An 18,229-nucleotide genomic window follows, 5' to 3' on the forward strand; every position below is an offset into this window, starting at 1 on the left:
CCGCTCTCCCTCCACCACCCCCGCCCGCGCCCGTCCGCCCCCCCGCCCCGTGGGGCGGCGCCCGGCTCCACCAAACCCCCGTGTTGGTGGAGCCGGCGCTTCCGTACGAGCCCGCCCGCGGTACCCGCTACCTGTGGGTACTCCGGTTCGGCCGGACCCCCGCCAGTATATTGGCCGGGAGCCAACGAACGTACGGAGCAGACACGATGGCACCTCGCGGGGAATCGGTCAACGAGGAAATGCGCCAACGGTCCCGCCGCCGCATCATGCGCGCCACCGTGGAGCTCGTCGACCAGCGCGGGTACGCCGGCACCACGCTGGGCGACATAGCCGAGCGGGCCGGGCTCGCCCGGGGGCTGCTCTCCTACTACTTCGACGGCAAACGGCTGCTGATGCAGGCGGCCACCCACCGGATGATGCACCTGGAGCTGTCCGCGGCGCTGGCCGGGCTGCCGGCCGGGTCCTCGCCGGACGCCCGGCTGGCCAGGGCCGTAGACGCCGTGCTCGGGATGGCCCTGGAGCACCCCCGGGTGATGCGCTCGCACCTGGCCCTGATCCTCGACCCGGACACCGGCGCCTTCGTCCAGGACCCGGAGCAGCAGCGGGTCGGGGCGATCCTCCAGGGCCTGCTCCGCGACTGGGGCGCGCCCGACCCGGTGGCCGAGCACGCGGTGCTGCGCAGCGCGCTGATGGGCGGCTGCATCGGTGTGCTGCTGCCGGGCGCGGAGCTGTCGCTGGCGCCGATCCGGGCCGACCTGTTCGGCCGCTACGGTCTCGCCTGGGAGCTGGGCCGCCCGCCGCAGCCGCTCCCGCCGGAACGCGAACGGCCGCCGGCCCGGGGCTGAGGGGCCCGGGGCCGGCGGCCGCAGGAACGCGGGTGGCGGAGCGCCGCGGTCAGCGTTCCTTGAGGATGGACGCCAGCAGGTCGATGGTCCGCTCCGGCGTCAGGCTGTCGACGCAGAGGCGTTCCATGACCTGGATGTACGCGTCGACGTCGTCGCGCTTGTCGAGGTAGAGCGCGCTGGTGAGCTGCTCCAGGTAGACGACGTCGGCGAGGTCCTGCTCGGGGAAGCGCAGGATGGTGAACGCCCCGGACTCCCCGGCGTGCGCGCCGAAGCGGAACGGCATCACCTGCACCACCACGTTGGCCTGCTCGGCGACGTCGATCAGGTACTGCACCTGACCGCGCATCACCTTGGGGCCGCCGACGGGCCGGCGCAGCGCCGCCTCGTCGATGACGGCCCACAGCCGGGGGCTGCTGCCGTCGGTCAGCAGCTTCTGACGGCGCTGGCGCAGGCTGACCCGGCGCTCTATCTCCTCGTCGCTGATGACCGGACGGCTCTGGCCGAAAACGGCCCGCGCGTAGTCCTCGGACTGCAGCAGCCCGGGGATGAACTGCACCTCGTAGGTACGGATGAGGGCGGCGGCCTCCTCCAGGCCGACGTAGGTCTGGAACCAGCCCGGCAGCACGTCGTTGTAACTGTGCCACCAGCCCGACTTGTTGGCCTCCCGGACCAGCCCGAGCAGCGCCTCGCGCTCGGCCCCGTCGTCGACGCCGTACAGGCTCAGCAGGTCGGCGACGTCGCGCTCCTTGAAGCTGACCCGGCCGAGCTCCATCCGACTGATCTTGGACTCCGAGGCCCGGATCGCGTACCCGGCGTCCTCACGGGTGATGCCGCGCCCCTCGCGGAGCCGGCGCAGCTGGGAACCGAGGAGGATCCGGCGGACCATCGAGCCGCCGCCCGGCTGAACTGTGGTCATGCGGTCGAAACCTCCACCTAGGGCAAACAGCGCACAGTCTGCCATCAGTTGAGCGCTGACGGTGCCGATACTGACGGATGTTCCTATCAGTTCTGTACTCTGCACACCAGGATGCACGTGCATCCGGCGCTTGCATATGCCAATAGTGCTACTGCACGTGAATCGACTCTTGCATCTGCAGTGAGCGCAGAGGACCATGGTGCACGTGCACCTGCACATCCCTGGCAATCCCGCGGGCTCCGCGTCGACCCCACGCGCGACTCCGTGCACCCGCCCGGCAGCGTCCCCCGCGCGACCGGGCGTTCGTGTGCGCGCGCTCACCGGTCGCCGGGTGGCCGTGCGGCCTAGCGAGTCGGAGGTGACCGGCATGACCCCGGCGGGTCCAGCCGTGTCCGCCCCCTTATGGGAGGAGCTCTTCATGAGCACCGGAACGGCTTTGGCGGTCGACCCCCATGTGGTCACCTGTACGCTCGCCCCTCGCTACGAAGCCGTCAGAACCGCGCGCGACTTCGCCAGGACCGCTCTCCAGCGCTGGGGACTGGGCGAGCTGTTCGACGACGTCGCGCTGGTGGCCTCGGAACTGGTGACCAACGCCCTGCGGCACGCGATAGGCGCGCGCCCCGATCAACCGGGCCTGCTGGTCCCGGCGCAGGCCGTCCCCGACGGCCGGCTGCCGATCCGGATCAGCCTGGTGCACCGCTCCCCGCAGGTGGTCTGCGCGGTGAGCGACCCCAGCACCACGGGCCCGGTGGCCCGGGAGGCGGACTTCGTCGCGGAGTCCGGCCGGGGGCTGCACCTGGTCGACTCCTTCAGCCGCTCGTGGGGCTGGCACCCGCTGGGCGGCGGCAAGGTGGTCTGGGCGCTCTTCGAGTCCGAGGAGAGCGCGACGGTGGAGGCCGGTGGGCGGCACCGGCGGTCCGCCTAGGACGCGCGGCAGGACATGCGGCAGGACGGGCGGCGGCGGAGCTCGCGACGGGACACGTCGCGGGGCGCGCGGCAGGACACGCGGCCGGACATGCGGCCCGGAACCGCGCCGACGGGCGCGTGGCGGCCGGAGAGGACAAAGGCCGTCGTGGTGTCAGCACCCACGACGGCCACCCGATGGCGAAGACGGCGGCCGGTCAGACCGCCAGGTGGTCGAACTCCCCGTCCTTGACGCCGAGCAGCATCGCGGCGATCTCGGCCCGCGTGTAGATGAGCGCCGGCCCGTCCGGGAAGCGCGAGTTGCGCATCGCCACCTCGCCCCCCGGGAGGGCGGCGAACTCGACGCAGTTGCCCTGGGAGTTGCTGTACAGGCTCTTCTGCCAGACCACATCCTTGAGGTCCGCAGCCGCCATCCCGTTGTGCGCGTCATAGGTGTCGTACGTGTCGTGCATAGAAGTCTCCCGAAGAGCTCCGGAGTGATCGTCCAGCTCGGCGCCCCGGCCCTCAGCCGCGACGACGGGGGCCGGCCCCGTACCGGCCCGGCACAACGCCTCACTTGACGCGATGATAGCTGGCAGTGCACGTGCATCAGCACGGGACGTTGCAGGTGCACGAGGCCTTCACGGGTGACCCCCCGACCCCCGCCTGACGGTACGTAAACGGACATAGTCGACTGAATCGGGGGCCCTCCGATAACCCCCCGTAGGCGACCCCCCGCTGAATGTTGATCTTCGAACGCCGGGAGTCGCGCGCCCGTGACCCTCCGTCAGCCGGTTTCAAACCTGTGAGACATCTCACTCCCGGAGGCTGCAACGGACCCCCCGCCCGGGAGCGTCATATCCGGCACCGGTGACCGAGTGGAGATTCGGCGAGAAATGTCCGGATTACGGACGCTCCGACCCTCCCCGTGCGGTAGCCGACTGCAACCCCGGCGGGCCGATGTCCTACGATCTCCGCCATGAGCACCGCAGCCATCCCGGGCGCGCCACTGCCCGTCCGCACTCCAGGCTCCCGTGCGCGGGGGCGCCACCGCCGTCCCGAGCGCCCCGAGATCCCGGCCGGTTCCCCGGCCCTGCTGCTCGCCGTGCCCGCGACCGCCGGGCCCGAGTCCCGTCCCGTCGTCGACGAGCTGCTGTCGATCGTCCGCAGCGAGCAGAACGGCGTCGAGACGGCGGCCGGCTACCTCGCCGACGCCGAGGGCGCCGAGAACTCCGGCGAGCGCACCGTCGCCGAGCTGCTGGCGCACGCCGCCGGCGTGGGCGCGCCCGCGCCGATCGTGGTACCGCTGGTCGCCGGCCCGCACGGCTTCCTCGACGACCTGCACGCGCTGGCGGCCGAGTACGGCTCGCCCGTCACCGACGCGCTCGGCCCGCACCCGCTGCTCGCCGAGGCCGTCCACGTCCGTCTCTCCGAGGCCAACCTGGCCCGCGCCGACCGCGCCCGGCTGTTCGCCATCGCCACCGCCGCCGACGGCGTGGTCCTCACCACCGTCGGTGGCGAGGAGGCCGCCGCCGCGGCCGGCATCACCGGCGTGCTGCTCGCCGCGCGCCTCGCCGTGCCGGTGGTCGCCGCCGCGCTCGACGTGCCCGGCTCGGTGGCCGCCGCCGTCCAGCACCTCAAGGACACCGGCTCCGAGCGCCCCGCGCTGGCCCCGCTGGTGATCGGCCCGGAGGCCGACGCCGAGCTGCTGGCCGCCGCCGCCGAGGAGACCGGCTGCCCGAGCGCCGCCCCGCTGGGCGCCTACCCGACGGTCGGCCAGCTGATCGCCTCCACCTACCTGGCCGCGCTGCCGGCCCCCGTCGAGGTGCCGGCCGAGGCCGACGCCGAGGAGCCCGCCGCCGAGTAGGTCCGTACGGACGCCCGAGGGGCCCGGTACCGCGTGTCGGTACCGGGCCCCTCCCTTTTCCGCCACCTGCCGGGCGCCGCAGGCCGCGGGGGTGGGCGTACCGCTGCGGCGCGCCCGCCGGGGTGACGGTGGTTCCACTGACGGACCGCGCGGTCACCAGGTCGTGGCGGGCTCTGGAACCCCCTGGCCGGGCAGGGCCGGCCGGGGTGACGGCCGGTTCGCCCCCGGAACGGCAACCCGTGGGCATGCGTGCCGGGTTGAGGTGCCGTCGGCGTCGAGCAGCACCTCCTCGGTGACCCGTACGACGCTCCGCGGGCCGCGCGCCACCGCCCCGGCGGCGGCACCGGAGCCACGGCGGCTCGCCCGGCGACGGCCGGCGCGGGGCCGCAGGGGCCGCCTGGGGGCCGTCGGGGCCGCTCGGGGCGCCGAGGGCGGCCACGGGCCCGGACGGGGGCCCATGGCCCGCTCAGCGGGCGACGCAGCGGCCCCCTCGCCGACCGCGGCGGCCACCGCGCCCGCCCCGCGGCCGGCGGCGCATCCTCCTGCGGAGCGCCGGAGTTGGAGACCATTCGTCCCGTATGCCCGATCTTTGGCGCTTTGCCCGAACGCGTACCCGCGCCACCTGGGAGCCGACCGCGGCGGCCGGCACCCCGCCGACCGGCGGAGCATCGCCCACCGAGGCGGCGAAGTTGGAGGCCACCCGTCCACTCTGTCCGGTCTGCCGCATTTTGACCGGCTATGCGCGCCAGGGCATTTCGGGACCGGCGACGACCACCCCAGCCCCTCGGCCGCGCCCGTCGTCGCGCAACCCGCCACCCGGTCGGCCACGCCGCACCTCGCCCCTGATGCACGGGCAGAACCGCTCGACCGTACGGAGGTTGCCGGAAAACGGTCATTTCTGATCATGATGGACAGCGGAATCGGGCCGCGCCCGCACCTCGTGACGAGCGTCACACATGTTTGCGGTTTGAGAACGGGTCTGCTTAACGTGCTCCCCGTTCGTGGCCACACGGACCCAGTGCATCCGCAACGCCGAGTCCTGCCGTCGGATGCGCTGGCAGCGCAGAACGCACCACGGCAGGAGCGGGGGACCCACAGGTAAGTCGCCCCGGACCGGTCCTCGCGGCCGGTTCAGGGCTAGGGGTGAAGCCGCCAACCACAGCGCGGCCGGGCAACTCCAGCCCGAATCCGACAGCTCACCTCGCAGGCGTGGGAGAGGACCACGTCTTCATGCTTCCCACCAACGGCACCGCCCTGCCCCGCCGTGCCCGCCGCCTGATCGCCGCCATCGGCGTCGCCGGCGTCGGCCTCTCGATCCCCACCCTCACCGCCGGCTCCGCCTCCGCCGCCTCGGTCGCCACCTGGGACAAGGTCGCGCAGTGCGAGAGTGGCGGCAACTGGGCCATCAACACCGGCAACGGCTTCTACGGCGGCCTGCAGTTCACCTCCAGCACCTGGGCCGCCTTCGGCGGCACCGCCTTCGCCCCGCGCGCCGACCTGGCCACCAAGGACCAGCAGATCGCGACCGCCGAGAAGGTGCTCGCCGTCCAGGGCCCCGGCGCCTGGCCCGTCTGCTCCGTCAAGGCCGGCCTGACCAAGGGCGGCGCCCCCGCCGCCGTCGACACCGCCGCCCCGGCCGCCGCCAAGCCCGCCACCCCGGCCCCCGCCGCCAAGCCGGCCGCCCCGGCCCCCGCCGCCCCGAAGCCCGCCGAGGCCCCCAAGCCCGCCGCGCAGGCCCCGGCGCAGACCCCGGCCCAGGACGCCGCCAAGGGCGCCCAGGACTGGCAGAAGTGGCGCCAGCAGGACGGCCGCGGCCAGTACACCGTCATCGCCGGCGACTGGCTCTCCGCGATCGCCGACCGCAACCACGTCCAGGGCGGCTGGGAGCGCCTGTACGAGCTCAACCGCGACGTCCTGACCGACGGCCCGAACGTCATCTACCCGGGCCAGCAGCTGGCCCTGGGCGAGCGCGGCGGCCGTTCCCAGGACGGCGCCTCGGAGCAGAAGTTCGACTGGTTCGACCGCTCCGGCGGCAAGACCCAGCAGGGCGCGGCGACCACCCCGGCCACCAAGCCGGCCGCGGCCAAGCCCGCCGCCCAGACCCCGGCCCCGGCGGCCCAGGCCGTCACCGGCTCCAAGGCCGCCGCGGTCTCCTTCGCCCAGTCCAAGGTCGGCCAGGCGTACGTCTACGGCGGCACCGGCAACGGCGGTTGGGACTGCTCCGGCCTGACCCAGGCCGCCCTGCGCGCCGCCGGCATCTCGGTGCCGCGCGTCGCCGCCGACCAGGCCGCCGCGAGCACCCACGTCTCGCTGGACTCCCTGCAGCCGGGCGACCTGCTGTTCTGGTCCAACAACGGCAAGGACTCCGGCGTCTACCACGTCGCGATCTACATCGGCGACGGCAAGTACGTCGAGGCCGCCAACCCGCGTTCGGGCGTCCGCGTGGCGACCGTCGCGAGCTGGGCCCCGGACTTCGCCGGCCGCGTCTGATCCCGCACCCGAAGCCCCCGGGAGGAGCCCTGCCGCTCCCCCGGGGGCTTCGGCCTGCCCGAGTACGCGCCGGCGCGCTCAGGACCTGCCCCGGACCTGCCCGCGTGGCCGGAACCCTCCCCGGCGGGGCATGCTGCTGCCCCGCACCCGAGGAGGAGTCACCATGGCACCACAGGTCACCGTCACGCTCGACGCCAACCTCGCGATCGACGCGATGATGCTCTCCGGCACCAGGAACCCGCAGGACGCCGTCGAGCTGATCCTCCGCGACTACCTGGCCCGCGGCCGCCGCACCGAGACCCGGACCGGCGACGCCTCGGACGGGCACCGGGTCGCCCAGGACCGGCCGACCGCCCAGGAGGGCTAGGAACACGCGGAGGAACGCGCGGAGGAACGCGAGAAGGGTCCCCGGGAGCTTCCCGGGGACCCTTCTCGCGTACGCGCGCGGCGGCTACCTGGCGCGGCCGCCGGTGGAGCCGCGCATCACCAGCTCCGGCTGGAACATGAACTCCCCGCGCTGGGCGGCGTTCCCGCCGACCTCCTCCAGCAGGGCGTCCACGGCCGCGATGGCCATCGCCTCGACCGGCTGGCGCACGGTGGTCAGCGGCGGCTCGGTGAAGGCGATCAGCGGCGAGTCGTCGAAGCCGATCACCGAGACGTCCTGCGGCACCGACAGGCCACGCCGGCGCACCGCGCGGATCGCGCCGAGCGCCATCATGTCGCTGCCGCAGACGATCGCGGTGCAGCCCTTGTCGAGCAGCGCCCCGGCCGCCGCGTCCCCGCCCTCCACGCTGAACAGCGTGAGGTGGACGAGGTTCTCGGTCTCCTCCTGGCTTCGGCCGAGCAGCTCCTTCATCGCGGCGGTGAAGCCCTCGATCTTGCGCTGCACCGGCACGTAACGCCGCGGCCCGACCGCCAGGCCGATCCGCTCGTGGCCGAGCTCGACCAGGTGCTGGACGCCCATCCACATCGCCGCCCGGTCGTCCGGCGAGATGAACGGGGCGTCGATCTGCTCGCTGAAGCCGTTGATCAGCACGAACGGCACCTGCCGGCCGGCGAGCCGGGCGTACCGGCCGTGGTCGGCGCTGGTGTCGGCGTGCAGGCCGGAGACGAAGACGATGCCCGCGACCCCGCGGTCGACCAGCATCTCCACCAGTTCGTCCTCGGTGGAACCGCCGGGGATCTGGGTGCAGAGCACCGGCGTGAAGCCGTGCCGGCTCAGCACCTGCTCGATCACCTGCGCCAGCGCGGGGAAGATCGGATTGCTCAGCTCCGGGGTGATCAGGCCGATCAGCCCCGCGCTGCGCTGGCGCAGCCGGGTCGGCCGCTCGTACCCGAGCACGTCGAGCGCCGCCAGCACGGTCTGCCGCGTGGTGGCGGAGACGCCCGCCTTTCCGTTGAGCACGCGGGAGACGGTGGCTTCACTGACCCCTGCCTGTGCCGCGATGTCTGAGAGTCGCGCCGTAGTCACGGTCCCAGAGCCTATTGCAATCACGTCAAACCGCCCACCAGCCGGTGCTGTCCGGAGCGAGTTCGACCTCGCCGCCGGCCACCGTGAGCGCGTCGTCGGAGGAGAGCAGCAGCCGGCCCGGGGCCGGGATCCGCACCGGGGCTCCGGTGGTGTTCACGGTGCACACGAAGGACCCGGCGGCGGAGCGGCGGCGGAAGACCAGAGTGCCCTCGGGACCGGACAGCCACTCGACCTCGGTGCCCGCGCCGAGCGCGGGGTGCTCGCGGCGCACGGCCAGGGCGCTGCGGTACAGCTCCAGGGTGGACGTCGGGTCGCCGGTCTGCGCCTCGACGCTGAGCTCCGCCCAGGTGGCGGGCTGGGGCAGCCAGCTGGGGCCGCCGGCGGTCGGGCCGAAGCCGTACGGGGCCTCGGTGCCGGACCACGGGATCGGCACCCGGCAGCCGTCGCGGTAGCCGTCCTGACCGGCCTTGCGGAAGAAGGACGGGTCCTGGCGGACCTCGTCGGGCAGGTCGGTGACGTCCGGCAGGCCGAGCTCCTCGCCCTGGTAGACGTACGCGGAGCCGGGCAGCGCGAGCATCAGCAGGGTGGCGGCGCGGGCGCGGCGCAGGCCGAGCCCGCGGTCGCCGGGGGTGCGGATCTGGGTGCCCAGGCCCGGCTCGTTGGCGAAGCGGGTGGCGTGCCGGGTGACGTCGTGGTTGGAGAGCACCCAGGTGGTGGGGGCGTCGACCGGGCGCATCGAGTCGAGCGAGACGTCGATGACCTCGCGCAGCTCGGCGGCGTCCCAAGAGGTGCCCAGGTACTGGAAGTTGAAGGCCTGGTGCAGCTCGTCGGGGCGGACGTAGTTGGCGGTGCGCTGGACGGTGGGGGTCCACGCCTCGGCGACGCCGATCCGCTGGCCCGGGTATTCGTCGAGGATTTTACGCCAGCTGCGGTAGATCGCGTGGACGCCGTCCTGGTCGAAGAAGGGCATCACGTCGTTGCCGAGCAGCTTCAGCTGGTCGGCGCCGCCGAGGTCGGGCAGGCCGGGGGCCTTGACCAGGCCGTGGGCGACGTCGATGCGGAAGCCGTCGACGCCCATGTCCAGCCAGAAGCGCAGGATGGAGCGGAACTCGTCGGCGACCGCCGGGTTCTCCCAGTTGAAGTCGGGCTGCTCCGGGGCGAACAGGTGCAGGTACCAGTCGCCCGGGGTGCCGTCGGGGTTCTCGCTGCGGGTCCAGGCCGGGCCGCCGAAGATCGACTCCCAGTCGTTGGGCGGCAGCTCGCCGTTCCCGCCCTTGCCGGGACGGAAGTGGTAGCGGTCGCGCAGCGCCGAACCGGGGCCCTCGCGCAGGGCGCGCTGGAACCACTCGTGCTGGTCGGAGGAGTGGTTGGGGACCAGGTCCACGATGATCCGCAGGCCCAGCTCGTGGGCATCGCGGATCAGCGCGTCGGCGTCCAGCAGGGTGCCGAACATCGGGTCGACCGCGCGGTAGTCGGAGACGTCGTAGCCGGCGTCGGCCTGCGGGGAGGCGTAGAAGGGGGACAGCCAGACGGCGTCCACGCCCAGGTCGCGCAGGTAGGGCAGGCGGCTGCGGATGCCGGGCAGGTCACCCATGCCGTCGCCGTTGGAGTCGGCGAAGCTGCGCGGGTACACCTGGTAGATGACCGCGTCCCGCCACCAGCCTCTGGACGCGCCGGCGGTCGCCTCGTGAGCGGTGGTGTCGGCGGCGGGCCGGGAGGTGTCGGCCAGGTTCTGGGTCATGGGGGTTTCCCTTTGGTGGTGAGAACTGCTGGAGCGGTCAGGACTTGGAGGCGCCGGCGGTCAGGCCGGTGACCAGGTGCCGCTGCACCAGGTAGAAGAGGACCGAGGACGGGATCGCGATGAGCACCGCGGTCGCGGCCATCAGGTTCCACTGGGAGTCGTGCTCGCTGACGAAGGTCTGCAGGCCGACGGCCAGCGTGTAGTTGTCGGAGCTGAGCATGAAGGTGGAGGCGAAGGCGACCTCGGCCCAGGCGGTGAGGAAGGAGTAGAACGCGGCGACCGCGAGGCCCGGGCGGGCCAGCGGCAGCACCAGCCGCCAGAAGGTGCCGAACGGGCTGAGCCCGTCGACCCGGCCGGCCTCGTCGATCTCCACCGGGATGGTGTCGAAGTAGCCCTTCAGCAGCCAGGCGCAGTACGGCACGGTGGTGGTCGAGTAGACCAGGATCAGACCGAGGTAGGTGTCCAGCAGGTTGAGCTCGGACAGGATCGTGTACATCGGCACGATCAGCACCGCGATCGGGAACATCTGGGTGACCAGCAGCGACCACATCAGCGGGCGGTGGCCGGGGAAGCGCATCCGGGAGACGGCGTAGCCGGTGGTGGCGGCGATCATCACACCGAGCACGGTGGTGGCGCCGGAGACCAGGAAGGCGTTGCCGAACCAGGCGAAGAAGTCGGTGTCGAAGAGGACGGTGTCGTAGTTCGACAGCGTCATCTTGTCGAGGATCTCGCCGGGGTGGAGGTAGTCCGTCTTGTCGGGCCCGAGCGAGATGTAGACGATCCACAGCACCGGGAAGAGCGCGACGGCGCTGGCGAGGATCAGCGCGCCGTGCGAGAGCGCGGTGGCGAGGGGGCCCGCCTGGCCGCGTCCGCGGCGGCGGGGCTTGCGGGCGGCGTGCGCGGCGGGGCGGGCCGCGGGGGCGGTGGGTCGTTCGGTGGTGGTGGTCATCGGGGGTACCTGCCTTCCTGGTCGCTTCGGTCGGGGCTTCGGCGGGGCGGCGTCAGCCGTTGGCCTTCTCGTTGCGGGCGAGCCAGCGCCGGTAGAAGGCGGTGAAGACGATGAGGATGGACAGCAGGATCACGCCGTACGCGGCGGACTGCGCGTAGTCGCGGGGCTGCTGGCCGAAGCCGAGGCGGTAGGCCCAGGTGACGAGCAGCTGCGTGTCGGGCGCGCCGTTGCCGAACAGCAGGAAGATCACCGCGAACTGGTTGAAGGTCCAGATGACCCCGAGCAGGACGACGGTCGAGGAGACCGTGCGCAGCCCCGGCAGGGTGACGTGGCGGAAGCGCTGCCAGGCGGTGGCGCCGTCCATCTCGGCGGCCTCGTACAGCTCGGCGGGGATCGACTGCAGACCGCCGAGCAGCGAGATCATCATGAACGGCACGCCGACCCAGGTGTTGACCAGGACGGCGGCGGCCTTCTGGGCGGTCGGGTCGTCCAGCCAGCCGGGCTCGGGCAGGTGGAGGGCGGAGAGCAGGCCGTTGACGGCGCCGCCGTCGGCGAGCATCAGGCGCCAGGAGAAGACGGTGACGAAGGTGGGGACGGCCCAGGGCAGGATGAGCAGCATCCGGTAGAGGGCGCGGCCGCGCAGCTTCTGGTTGAGCAGCAGGGCCAGGCCCAGGCCGATCGTGTAGTGCAGGAGCACGCAGAGCGCGGTCCAGCTGATGGTCCACACGAAGTGCGACCAGAACCGGTCGTACGAGCCGGGTCCCCAGAGGATGTCGGCGTAGTTGTCGAAGCCGACGAACTTGTAGGTCGCCGGGATCTCGTTGACGCCGATCTTGCGGGCCGAGTTGAGGCTGTTGGCGTCGGTGAGGGTCAGGTAGAAGCCCTCGGCCAGCGGGTAGAGCACCAGGACGCCGAGGACCAGCACGACCGGCGCGATCATCGCGTAGGCGTACCAGTTCTTGGCGTACGAGAGCTTGAGGCGCTGCACGAGGCCGGGACGCGGTTCGCGGTCCCGGCTGCCCTGGCCGGGAGCGCCCTGCACGGCGACTGCCATTGTTCGACACCTTCTCGGGGGAGGTCCGCAGCCTCGGGTGGTGGGACTGCTGGGGATACGGGGGTGGCCGCCCGGCCCGCCGGCAGGGGGTGGCGGCGGGCCGGGCGGCTCGTTGGGACTTACTTCGCGAAGCCGGGGAGGAGCTTGGCGAAGTCGGTGGAGACGGTGTTCAGGCCCTCCTGGGTCGAGGTGCCCTGAACGATCTTGCCGAGGTTGGTGCCGAAGGGGCCGAACAGCGAGCTGTACTCGGCCAGCTCGGGACGCGGCTTGGCGCTGTCCAGCACGGCCTGGAAGCCGGCGATGCCGGGGTCGGCCTTGACCTCGGGGGTGAAGGCGTCGGCGCGGGTCGGCAGGGTGGAGTTCTTCTGCGCGATGAACGCCTGGCTCTCGGCGGAGGTCATGAAGGCGGCGAACTTGGCGGCGGCGGCCTTGTGGGCGGCGTCGGAGCCGGCGTACACCGAGATGTTGTGGCCGCCGGTGGGGGCGCCGGCCTTGCCGGCGGAGCCGGCCGGGACGGCCGCGATGCCGAGGTTCTTCTTGTCGGAGAAGGCGGCGCCCTTGTAGATGTTGGTGATCTCCCAGGGACCCTGGATGATCGCCGCGACCTTGCCGCTGTTGAACGCGTCCATCATGTGGGCGTAGGCGTCGGTGGTGACGTCGGCCTTGGCCATGCCGGGCGAGGTGAACATCGACTTGTAGGTCTCGACGCCGCGGACGGCCTCGGGCGAGGTGATGCTGATCTTCTTGCCGGCGGCGTCGACGGTGTCGGTGCCCTCGCCGAAGAGGAACGGCATCGCGTAGTAGCCGTCGGCGGCCTTCAGCCAGAAGCCCTCGGCGCCGGTCTTCTCCTTGATGGTGGCGGCCGCGGTCTTCAGCTCGTCCCAGGTCTTCGGGGCGGCGGAGACACCGGCCTTGGTGAAGAGGTCCTTGTTGTAGAGCAGACCGAGGGTGTCGGTGACCAGCGGGATGCCGTAGATCTTGCCCTGGTACTTGGCCTGCTGGATCAGGCTGGGCTGGAAGGCCGCCGAGTCGGTGGCGGCCGGGGTGCCGTCCAGCGGCTCCAGGTAGCCGGCCTTGGCGAAGGCCGCGGTCCAGCCGACCTCCGAGCGGAACACGTCCGGAGCGCCCTTGGCCCCCATGGCGGTCTGGAGCTTGTTCTGGGCCTGGTCGAACGGGACGTTGACGAAGTTGACCTTGATGTTCGGGTTGGCCGCCTCGAACTTCTTGGCCAGCTCCTGGTAGTTCGGCGCCTCGTTGGTGGCGTTCGACGTGTCCCAGTAGGTGAGGGTGACCGGCCCGCCGGCCGTGCCGTCCGAACTGGAGCCGCTGCTGCTACAAGCAGCCATCGAGACCGCGAGGGCCACAACGAGGGCAGAGGCCGCGATGCCACGCCGCATGAGAACTCCTAGAGGGGGTGGGGGTGCCCGATGTGGTGGGAGGCAGGCGCATAATGGCTGCCTCGTGCCGACTGCGCCTTTGCGGCCGTCGAGCTGGGAAGGAACGTAACAGCGGGCCGAGCGCCCCGGAAAGTCCTTGCAGCAAGTTTCTGCAAGAAACGGGGATCGTTACGCCCGCGTGTCCTTCACGTTGCCGCGCGGTAGTTGACAGGGCTCCCAATTGCCCCGATCTGTCCGTTTTTGCCAGTGGATCATGCAAACGGAAAGTGGCCGCAAGCCCTCTGAAAGGCTTGCGGCCACCCCGGTTGCGACCCCCGTGTTACGGCTCAGTTCACCCCGAGCCGCAGCACCGTCGTCGAGTGGAACTCCTCCCCCGGCCGCAGCTCGGTGCTCGGGAAGGACGGGTGGTGCGGGGAGTCCGGGAAGTGCTGGGTCTCCAGCGCCACCCCGGCGTGCGGCCCGTACGGCACCCCGCGCGCGCCGGTGACGTCCCCGCGGAACTTGTTCGCCGTGTACACCTGCAGCCCGGGCTCGGTGGTCAGCACCTCCAGCGTCCGCCCGCTCACCGGGTCCTCCAGCAGGGCGGCCCGCGCCGGACGGCCGTCGGCCGGACGCGGGCGCAGCACCCAGTTGTGGTCGTAGCCGCCGGGGCCGGTCAGCTGCGGGTGGTCGTCGTGGACGCCCTTGCCGATCGGGCGGGCGGTGGTGAAGTCGAACGGCGTCCCGGCCACCGGGTCGATCCGCCCGTACGGGATCTGTCGCTCGTCGGCGGGGGTGTAGCCGTCGGCGTCCAGGGTGAGCAGGTGGCCCAGGACGTCGCCGGAGCCCTCGCCGGCCAGGTTGAAGTAGGCGTGGTTGGTGAGGTTCAGCACGGTGGGGCGGGTGGTCACCGCGCGGTAGGCGATGGTGAGCTCCCCGGCGGCGTCCAGCGCGTAGTCGATCCAGGTGTCCAGCCCGCCGGGGAAGCCCTGGTCGCCGTCCGGGCTGTGCAGGTGCAGCCGGACCCCGTCGGGCAGCGGCTCGGACTCCCACATCCGGTGCGAGAAGCCGTCCGGTCCGCCGTGCAGGGTCATGCCGCCGCCGGTGGGGGCGAGCGGGTGCGCGGCGCCGTCCAGGACGACCCGGCTGCCGTCGATGCGGTTGGCGTAGCGGCCGACCACGGAACCGTAGTGCCGGGCCGGGCCGAGGATCCCGGCGAGCCGGTCGGGGGCGAGCAGCACCTGGGCGGTGCGGCCGGCCCGGTCCGGGGCCGACAGGGTGTGCAGGGTGGCGCCGAGGGTGAGCACGCTCGCCTCGTACGGGCCGGCCCGCAGCGTCCAGCGTTCGATCGCCGCGCCCGCGCCGGAGGGCTCCAGGGGCTCGCGCCGCACGCTCGTCACGGGCGGGCCGTCCGCCCGCCGGTCCGCCCGCTGCTCCGGGGGCGTCGCCATGGCCTGCTCCTCACTGGCGGCCACGGCTCACCGCGGGGCCGCCCGGTCCGGTTTCCGTACGGGGCCAGCCTAGTCAGCTGAGAGGTGCGCGGGGCTCTCCTGGAGCCCCGCGCGCCGTCGTTCTGCCGCGGGCGCCGGGGTGCTCACTCCTCGGTGGGGGCGCCCCGCTCCTCGGCCTGGATCTCCAGGGCGGCGGCCAGCCCGTCCGGGCCGCTGCCGGCCTTGCGGTAGACCGCCGCCAGGCGACGGTTGACCAGGCTGAGGTGGACGTCCAGCTCCTCGGCGATCCGCTGCGGCGGCAGGCCCTCCACCGCCAGCCGGGCGACCTCCCACTCGGGCTTGCTGAGCGCGTCCTTGCTGAAGCTGCGCAGCCGGTTGGGCCGCAGGCCGTAGTTGGCGAGCTCGCGCCGGGCCCGGCCGACCAGGCCCTCGGCGGAGCAGTACTGGGCGAGTTCGATGCCCTGGTACAGGTGCTCCTGGGCCTCGTCGAGGCGGCCGACCCGGCGCAGCGCGGCGCCGAGGTCCACCAGGGCGACGGCGTGCTCGTAGCCGGCCGGGGACTGGCCGAGGTGCAGCACGGCCTGCTCCAGCAGGTCGACCGCCTGCTGGCCGTCCTCGATCTGCGCGTTCAGGCGCAGCGCCGTCCCGATCGCCGAGGCGGTGCCGAACTTGCGGGCGGAGGCGACGGCCTTGTCGGCCAGCGAGCGGGCCCGGTCGGGGTCGTCGTCGGCGAGGGCGATCGCGAGGTGGCTGGCCCACGGCGCCCAGACGGTGTTGTGCCAGCCGCGTTCCTCCAGCCGGGAGCCGACCTCGGTGAGCGCGGCGACCGCGCCGGCCGGCTTCTTCATGGCCAGCAGCAGCTTGCCGTACAGCGAGGGCGCGTCGGGCAGCACCATGGCGTTGGCGTGGTACGGCGGGCGGAAGCCGAAGTCGTTGGCGACCTCCCAGGCCTCGGTGACCCGGCCGCGGGCCAGCAGGGTGTCGACCAGCACGCCGACGGCGTCCCAGGCGAGCGGCAGCTTGGGGCCGATCCGCTCGGAGAGGCGCAGCGCGCGGCGCAGGAAGTCCTCGGCCTCGGCGAGCAGTCCGCGCCGGAAGCGGGCCAGTCCCATCAGGAAGTAGGCGAAGCCCCGGTGGGCGCCGCTCCAGCCGGCGAACTCGAACTGGATGATGGCGTCCGAGAACAGCCGCTCGGCCTGGGCGATCCGGTCGTTGTAGGTGTAGGTGAGGCCGATGATCGAGGGCAGTTCGAAGCCCCAGGTGCTGTCGGTCCAGCCCAGTCCCTTGGGCAGCCGGCCGTTGTCGAGGGCCTCGTCCGCGTGGAGGAGCGCGTCGGCGGAGGGCTCGCCGCGCAGGGTGAGGTCCCAGGCGCGCATGGCGAGGACGGCGCGGTCGGCGGCCTCGCGGCCGGTGAGGTCCGCGCAGAGCCGGCCCAGCCGGGCCGAGCGGGCGGGCCCGTCCTCCTCGGACTTGCGGAACGCGTGCCACATGAACGAGGCGGCCTGGAGCCGGAGTTCGCCCGCCGGGTCGTCGACGGTCCGCTCCGCCTCGCGCTGGCAGACCAGCGCGGCCTCGCGCAGTTCGCCGCTGTGCGCGAGCACCTCGGAGAGCCGGAAGGTGGCGTCGACCCGCAGGGCGGGGCGCAGCGGTCCCTCCTCGGGGTCGAGGGCGAGCTTGAGCTGGTTGACGGTGGCGGAGGGGTCGGTGAGCAGGGCGGCGCAGCCGAGTTCGTACAGCACCTCGGCGCGGATGTGGTCCTCCGGCGGCTCGTCGAGGGCGCGGCGCAGGCAGCGCTGGGCGGCCTCGGGGGAGCCGATCAGCAGGTGCTCGCCGGCGGCGCGGCGCAGCTTGCGCACGGTGCGGTCGTCGCCCTCGCCGGGGAAGGTCTCGACCAGGTGGCGGGAGGCGGCGAGCAGGCCGAGGCCGGCGTTCTCGATCTCGGCGGCGGCGACGCCGTGCATGCCGGTGCGGGTGGACTCCGGCATGGTGTTGTAGATGGAGCTGCCGATCAGCGGGTGGACGAACTCCAGGTTGCCGTTGGGGGTCTGGGTCAGCACCCGTTGCTTGCGCAGCTGCTTGACGGACTCGCGGGCGCCCTCGGGGCTCTGGGTGGAGATCCGGGTGGCGAGGTCGGGGCGGATGTCGGTGCCGAGCATGGCGCAGGCCCAGGCGAAGCGCAGGGTGGTGGCGCCGAGCCGGTCGAGCCAGCCCTTGAGGGTCGTCCCGGTGGCGTCGACGGCCAGTTCGCGCAGCTGGGTGGAGTTCTCCTCGACCGGTTCGAGCTCCTGGTCGCGGACCTGCTCCAGCAGGGCGAAGGCCTGGTAGGGGTTGCCGCTGACGACGTTCCAGAACTCGTAGCAGAACGCGCCCTCGGCCTCGTCGCCGAGCTCGGAGCGGAGCATGTCGGTGATGGAGTCGAGGGTGAGGCGCTTGAGCTCGTGCCGGCGGGTGGCACGCCGGTCGATCTCCTGGCGGTGCTTGGCGGCCTCCTCGTTCCAGTCCTGTTCGTCCTCGCGGAAGGCGAAGACCAGGAGGACGGGCAGCTCCTTGGCGCGCAGCGAGAAGGTGGCGAGCCAGTTGAGGGATTCCAGGTCGGCCCAGTGCAGGTCGTCGACGATGAAGACCAACGGGGCCATGCGCGGCGCGAGTTGGGCCATCACGAAGTCCAGGCCGTCGCGCACGCCCTGCGGGTCGAGGCGGCGGGCGCCGGCCTTGGGCGCCTGCAGGCCGATGGCGGGGCCGACCACGTCGACCCAGGTGCCGAGGACCTGTTCGCGCTCCTCCGCGCAGAGGCCGCCGAGGACGGGCTGGAGCAGCTGGCGCAGGACGTGGTAGGGCTCGGTGAACTGGCGTTCGCCACCGCGGGCGAAGAGCACGGTGGTGCCCTCGCGGAGCTTGGCGATCCGGCGGACCTCGTGCAGCAGACTGGTCTTGCCGATGCCGGGCCGGCCGTAGAAGGTGAGGAGTTCGCCGATCTCGGTACCGCCGGAGGCGAATTCGCGGCACAGTCGTTCCACCGCCTCTTCGGCGGACCGCAGTTCGTTGTCACGGTCGCGCAGGCGGACCCGGGGCGGCGCGGTGTCCCGGTCGTGTCCGGCCGTCGCCCGATGTTCGTGTTCCTGCTCGGTCACCGCTGCGCCTCCACCGTCGACGGACCCTGGTCGTG

At 72.6% G+C, this 18,229-nt stretch carries 14 protein-coding genes and 1 riboswitch; of the genes, 5 read left to right on the top strand and 9 right to left on the bottom strand.

Annotated elements, in window-relative coordinates; genetic code table 11:
* The first annotated feature begins 266 nt into the window (after positions 1-266).
* Entirely contained in the window at positions 267-845 is a 579-nt protein-coding gene (locus ACWEQL_RS27280; protein ID WP_452152963.1) for a TetR/AcrR family transcriptional regulator, read from the top strand.
* A 49-nt stretch (positions 846-894) separates the two neighbouring features.
* Here the strand turns inward: ACWEQL_RS27280 and ACWEQL_RS27285 are convergent, their stop codons facing one another.
* Positions 895-1,761, bottom strand: coding sequence for a helix-turn-helix domain-containing protein (locus ACWEQL_RS27285; protein ID WP_452152964.1), 867 nt, complete (start codon positions 1,759-1,761; stop codon positions 895-897).
* 418 nt (positions 1,762-2,179) lie between these two features.
* Between ACWEQL_RS27285 and ACWEQL_RS27290 the strand changes: the two genes are divergently transcribed.
* Positions 2,180-2,686, top strand: coding sequence for an ATP-binding protein (locus ACWEQL_RS27290; protein ID WP_452152965.1), 507 nt, complete (start codon positions 2,180-2,182; stop codon positions 2,684-2,686).
* Positions 2,687-2,882: 196 nt separating this feature from the next.
* On the opposite strand, the gene ACWEQL_RS27295 is transcribed toward ACWEQL_RS27290, so the two are convergent.
* Positions 2,883-3,137, bottom strand: a complete 255-nt coding sequence (locus ACWEQL_RS27295; protein WP_452152966.1) for a DUF397 domain-containing protein — start codon at positions 3,135-3,137, stop codon at positions 2,883-2,885.
* Positions 3,138-3,643: 506 nt separating this feature from the next.
* Here ACWEQL_RS27295 and ACWEQL_RS27300 point away from each other — a divergent pair.
* The 3 genes from ACWEQL_RS27300 to ACWEQL_RS27310 all read left to right on the top strand — a co-directional run bounded on the left by ACWEQL_RS27300 (position 3,644) and on the right by ACWEQL_RS27310 (position 7,388).
* Entirely contained in the window at positions 3,644-4,531 is an 888-nt protein-coding gene (locus ACWEQL_RS27300; RefSeq protein WP_452152967.1) for a hypothetical protein, read from the top strand.
* Positions 4,532-5,582: 1,051 nt separating this feature from the next.
* Positions 5,583-5,754: riboswitch (cyclic di-AMP (ydaO/yuaA leader) on the top strand.
* Entirely contained in the window at positions 5,741-7,021 is a 1,281-nt protein-coding gene (locus ACWEQL_RS27305; protein WP_452152968.1) for a transglycosylase family protein, read from the top strand. Its footprint overlaps the riboswitch before it by 14 nt.
* A 163-nt stretch (positions 7,022-7,184) precedes the next feature.
* Positions 7,185-7,388: a hypothetical protein gene (locus tag ACWEQL_RS27310; protein ID WP_452152969.1), complete on the top strand. Its 204-nt coding sequence runs from the start codon at positions 7,185-7,187 to the stop codon at positions 7,386-7,388.
* A gap of 84 nt (positions 7,389-7,472) precedes the next feature.
* Here ACWEQL_RS27310 and ACWEQL_RS27315 read toward each other — a convergent pair whose 3' ends face one another.
* The 7 genes from ACWEQL_RS27315 to ACWEQL_RS27345 all read right to left on the bottom strand — a co-directional run bounded on the left by ACWEQL_RS27315 (position 7,473) and on the right by ACWEQL_RS27345 (position 18,194).
* Positions 7,473-8,492 (bottom strand): LacI family DNA-binding transcriptional regulator, encoded by a 1,020-nt coding sequence (locus tag ACWEQL_RS27315; RefSeq protein WP_452152970.1) that lies wholly within the window; start codon positions 8,490-8,492, stop codon positions 7,473-7,475.
* A gap of 25 nt (positions 8,493-8,517) precedes the next feature.
* Positions 8,518-10,233, bottom strand: coding sequence for a glycoside hydrolase family 13 protein (locus tag ACWEQL_RS27320; protein ID WP_452152971.1), 1,716 nt, complete (start codon positions 10,231-10,233; stop codon positions 8,518-8,520).
* Positions 10,234-10,270: 37 nt separating this feature from the next.
* Positions 10,271-11,182, bottom strand: a complete 912-nt coding sequence (locus tag ACWEQL_RS27325) for a sugar ABC transporter permease (protein WP_452152972.1) — start codon at positions 11,180-11,182, stop codon at positions 10,271-10,273.
* Between the two features lie 52 nt (positions 11,183-11,234).
* Complete coding sequence (locus ACWEQL_RS27330) at positions 11,235-12,236, bottom strand: carbohydrate ABC transporter permease (protein WP_452152973.1); 1,002 nt, start codon at positions 12,234-12,236, stop codon at positions 11,235-11,237.
* A gap of 119 nt (positions 12,237-12,355) precedes the next feature.
* Positions 12,356-13,633 carry an extracellular solute-binding protein gene (locus ACWEQL_RS27335; protein ID WP_452152974.1) on the bottom strand — a complete coding sequence of 426 codons (1,278 nt, stop codon included), beginning with the start codon at positions 13,631-13,633 and terminating at the stop codon, positions 12,356-12,358.
* Positions 13,634-13,959: 326 nt separating this feature from the next.
* On the bottom strand, positions 13,960-15,063 hold the full coding sequence (locus tag ACWEQL_RS27340; protein WP_452152975.1) for an aldose epimerase family protein: 1,104 nt from the start codon (positions 15,061-15,063) through the stop codon (positions 13,960-13,962).
* A gap of 143 nt (positions 15,064-15,206) precedes the next feature.
* On the bottom strand, positions 15,207-18,194 hold the full coding sequence (locus ACWEQL_RS27345) for an ATP-binding protein (protein WP_452152976.1): 2,988 nt from the start codon (positions 18,192-18,194) through the stop codon (positions 15,207-15,209).
* Between the last annotated feature and the right edge of the window lie 35 nt (positions 18,195-18,229).

This window comes from Kitasatospora sp. NPDC004240, assembly GCF_053603215.1.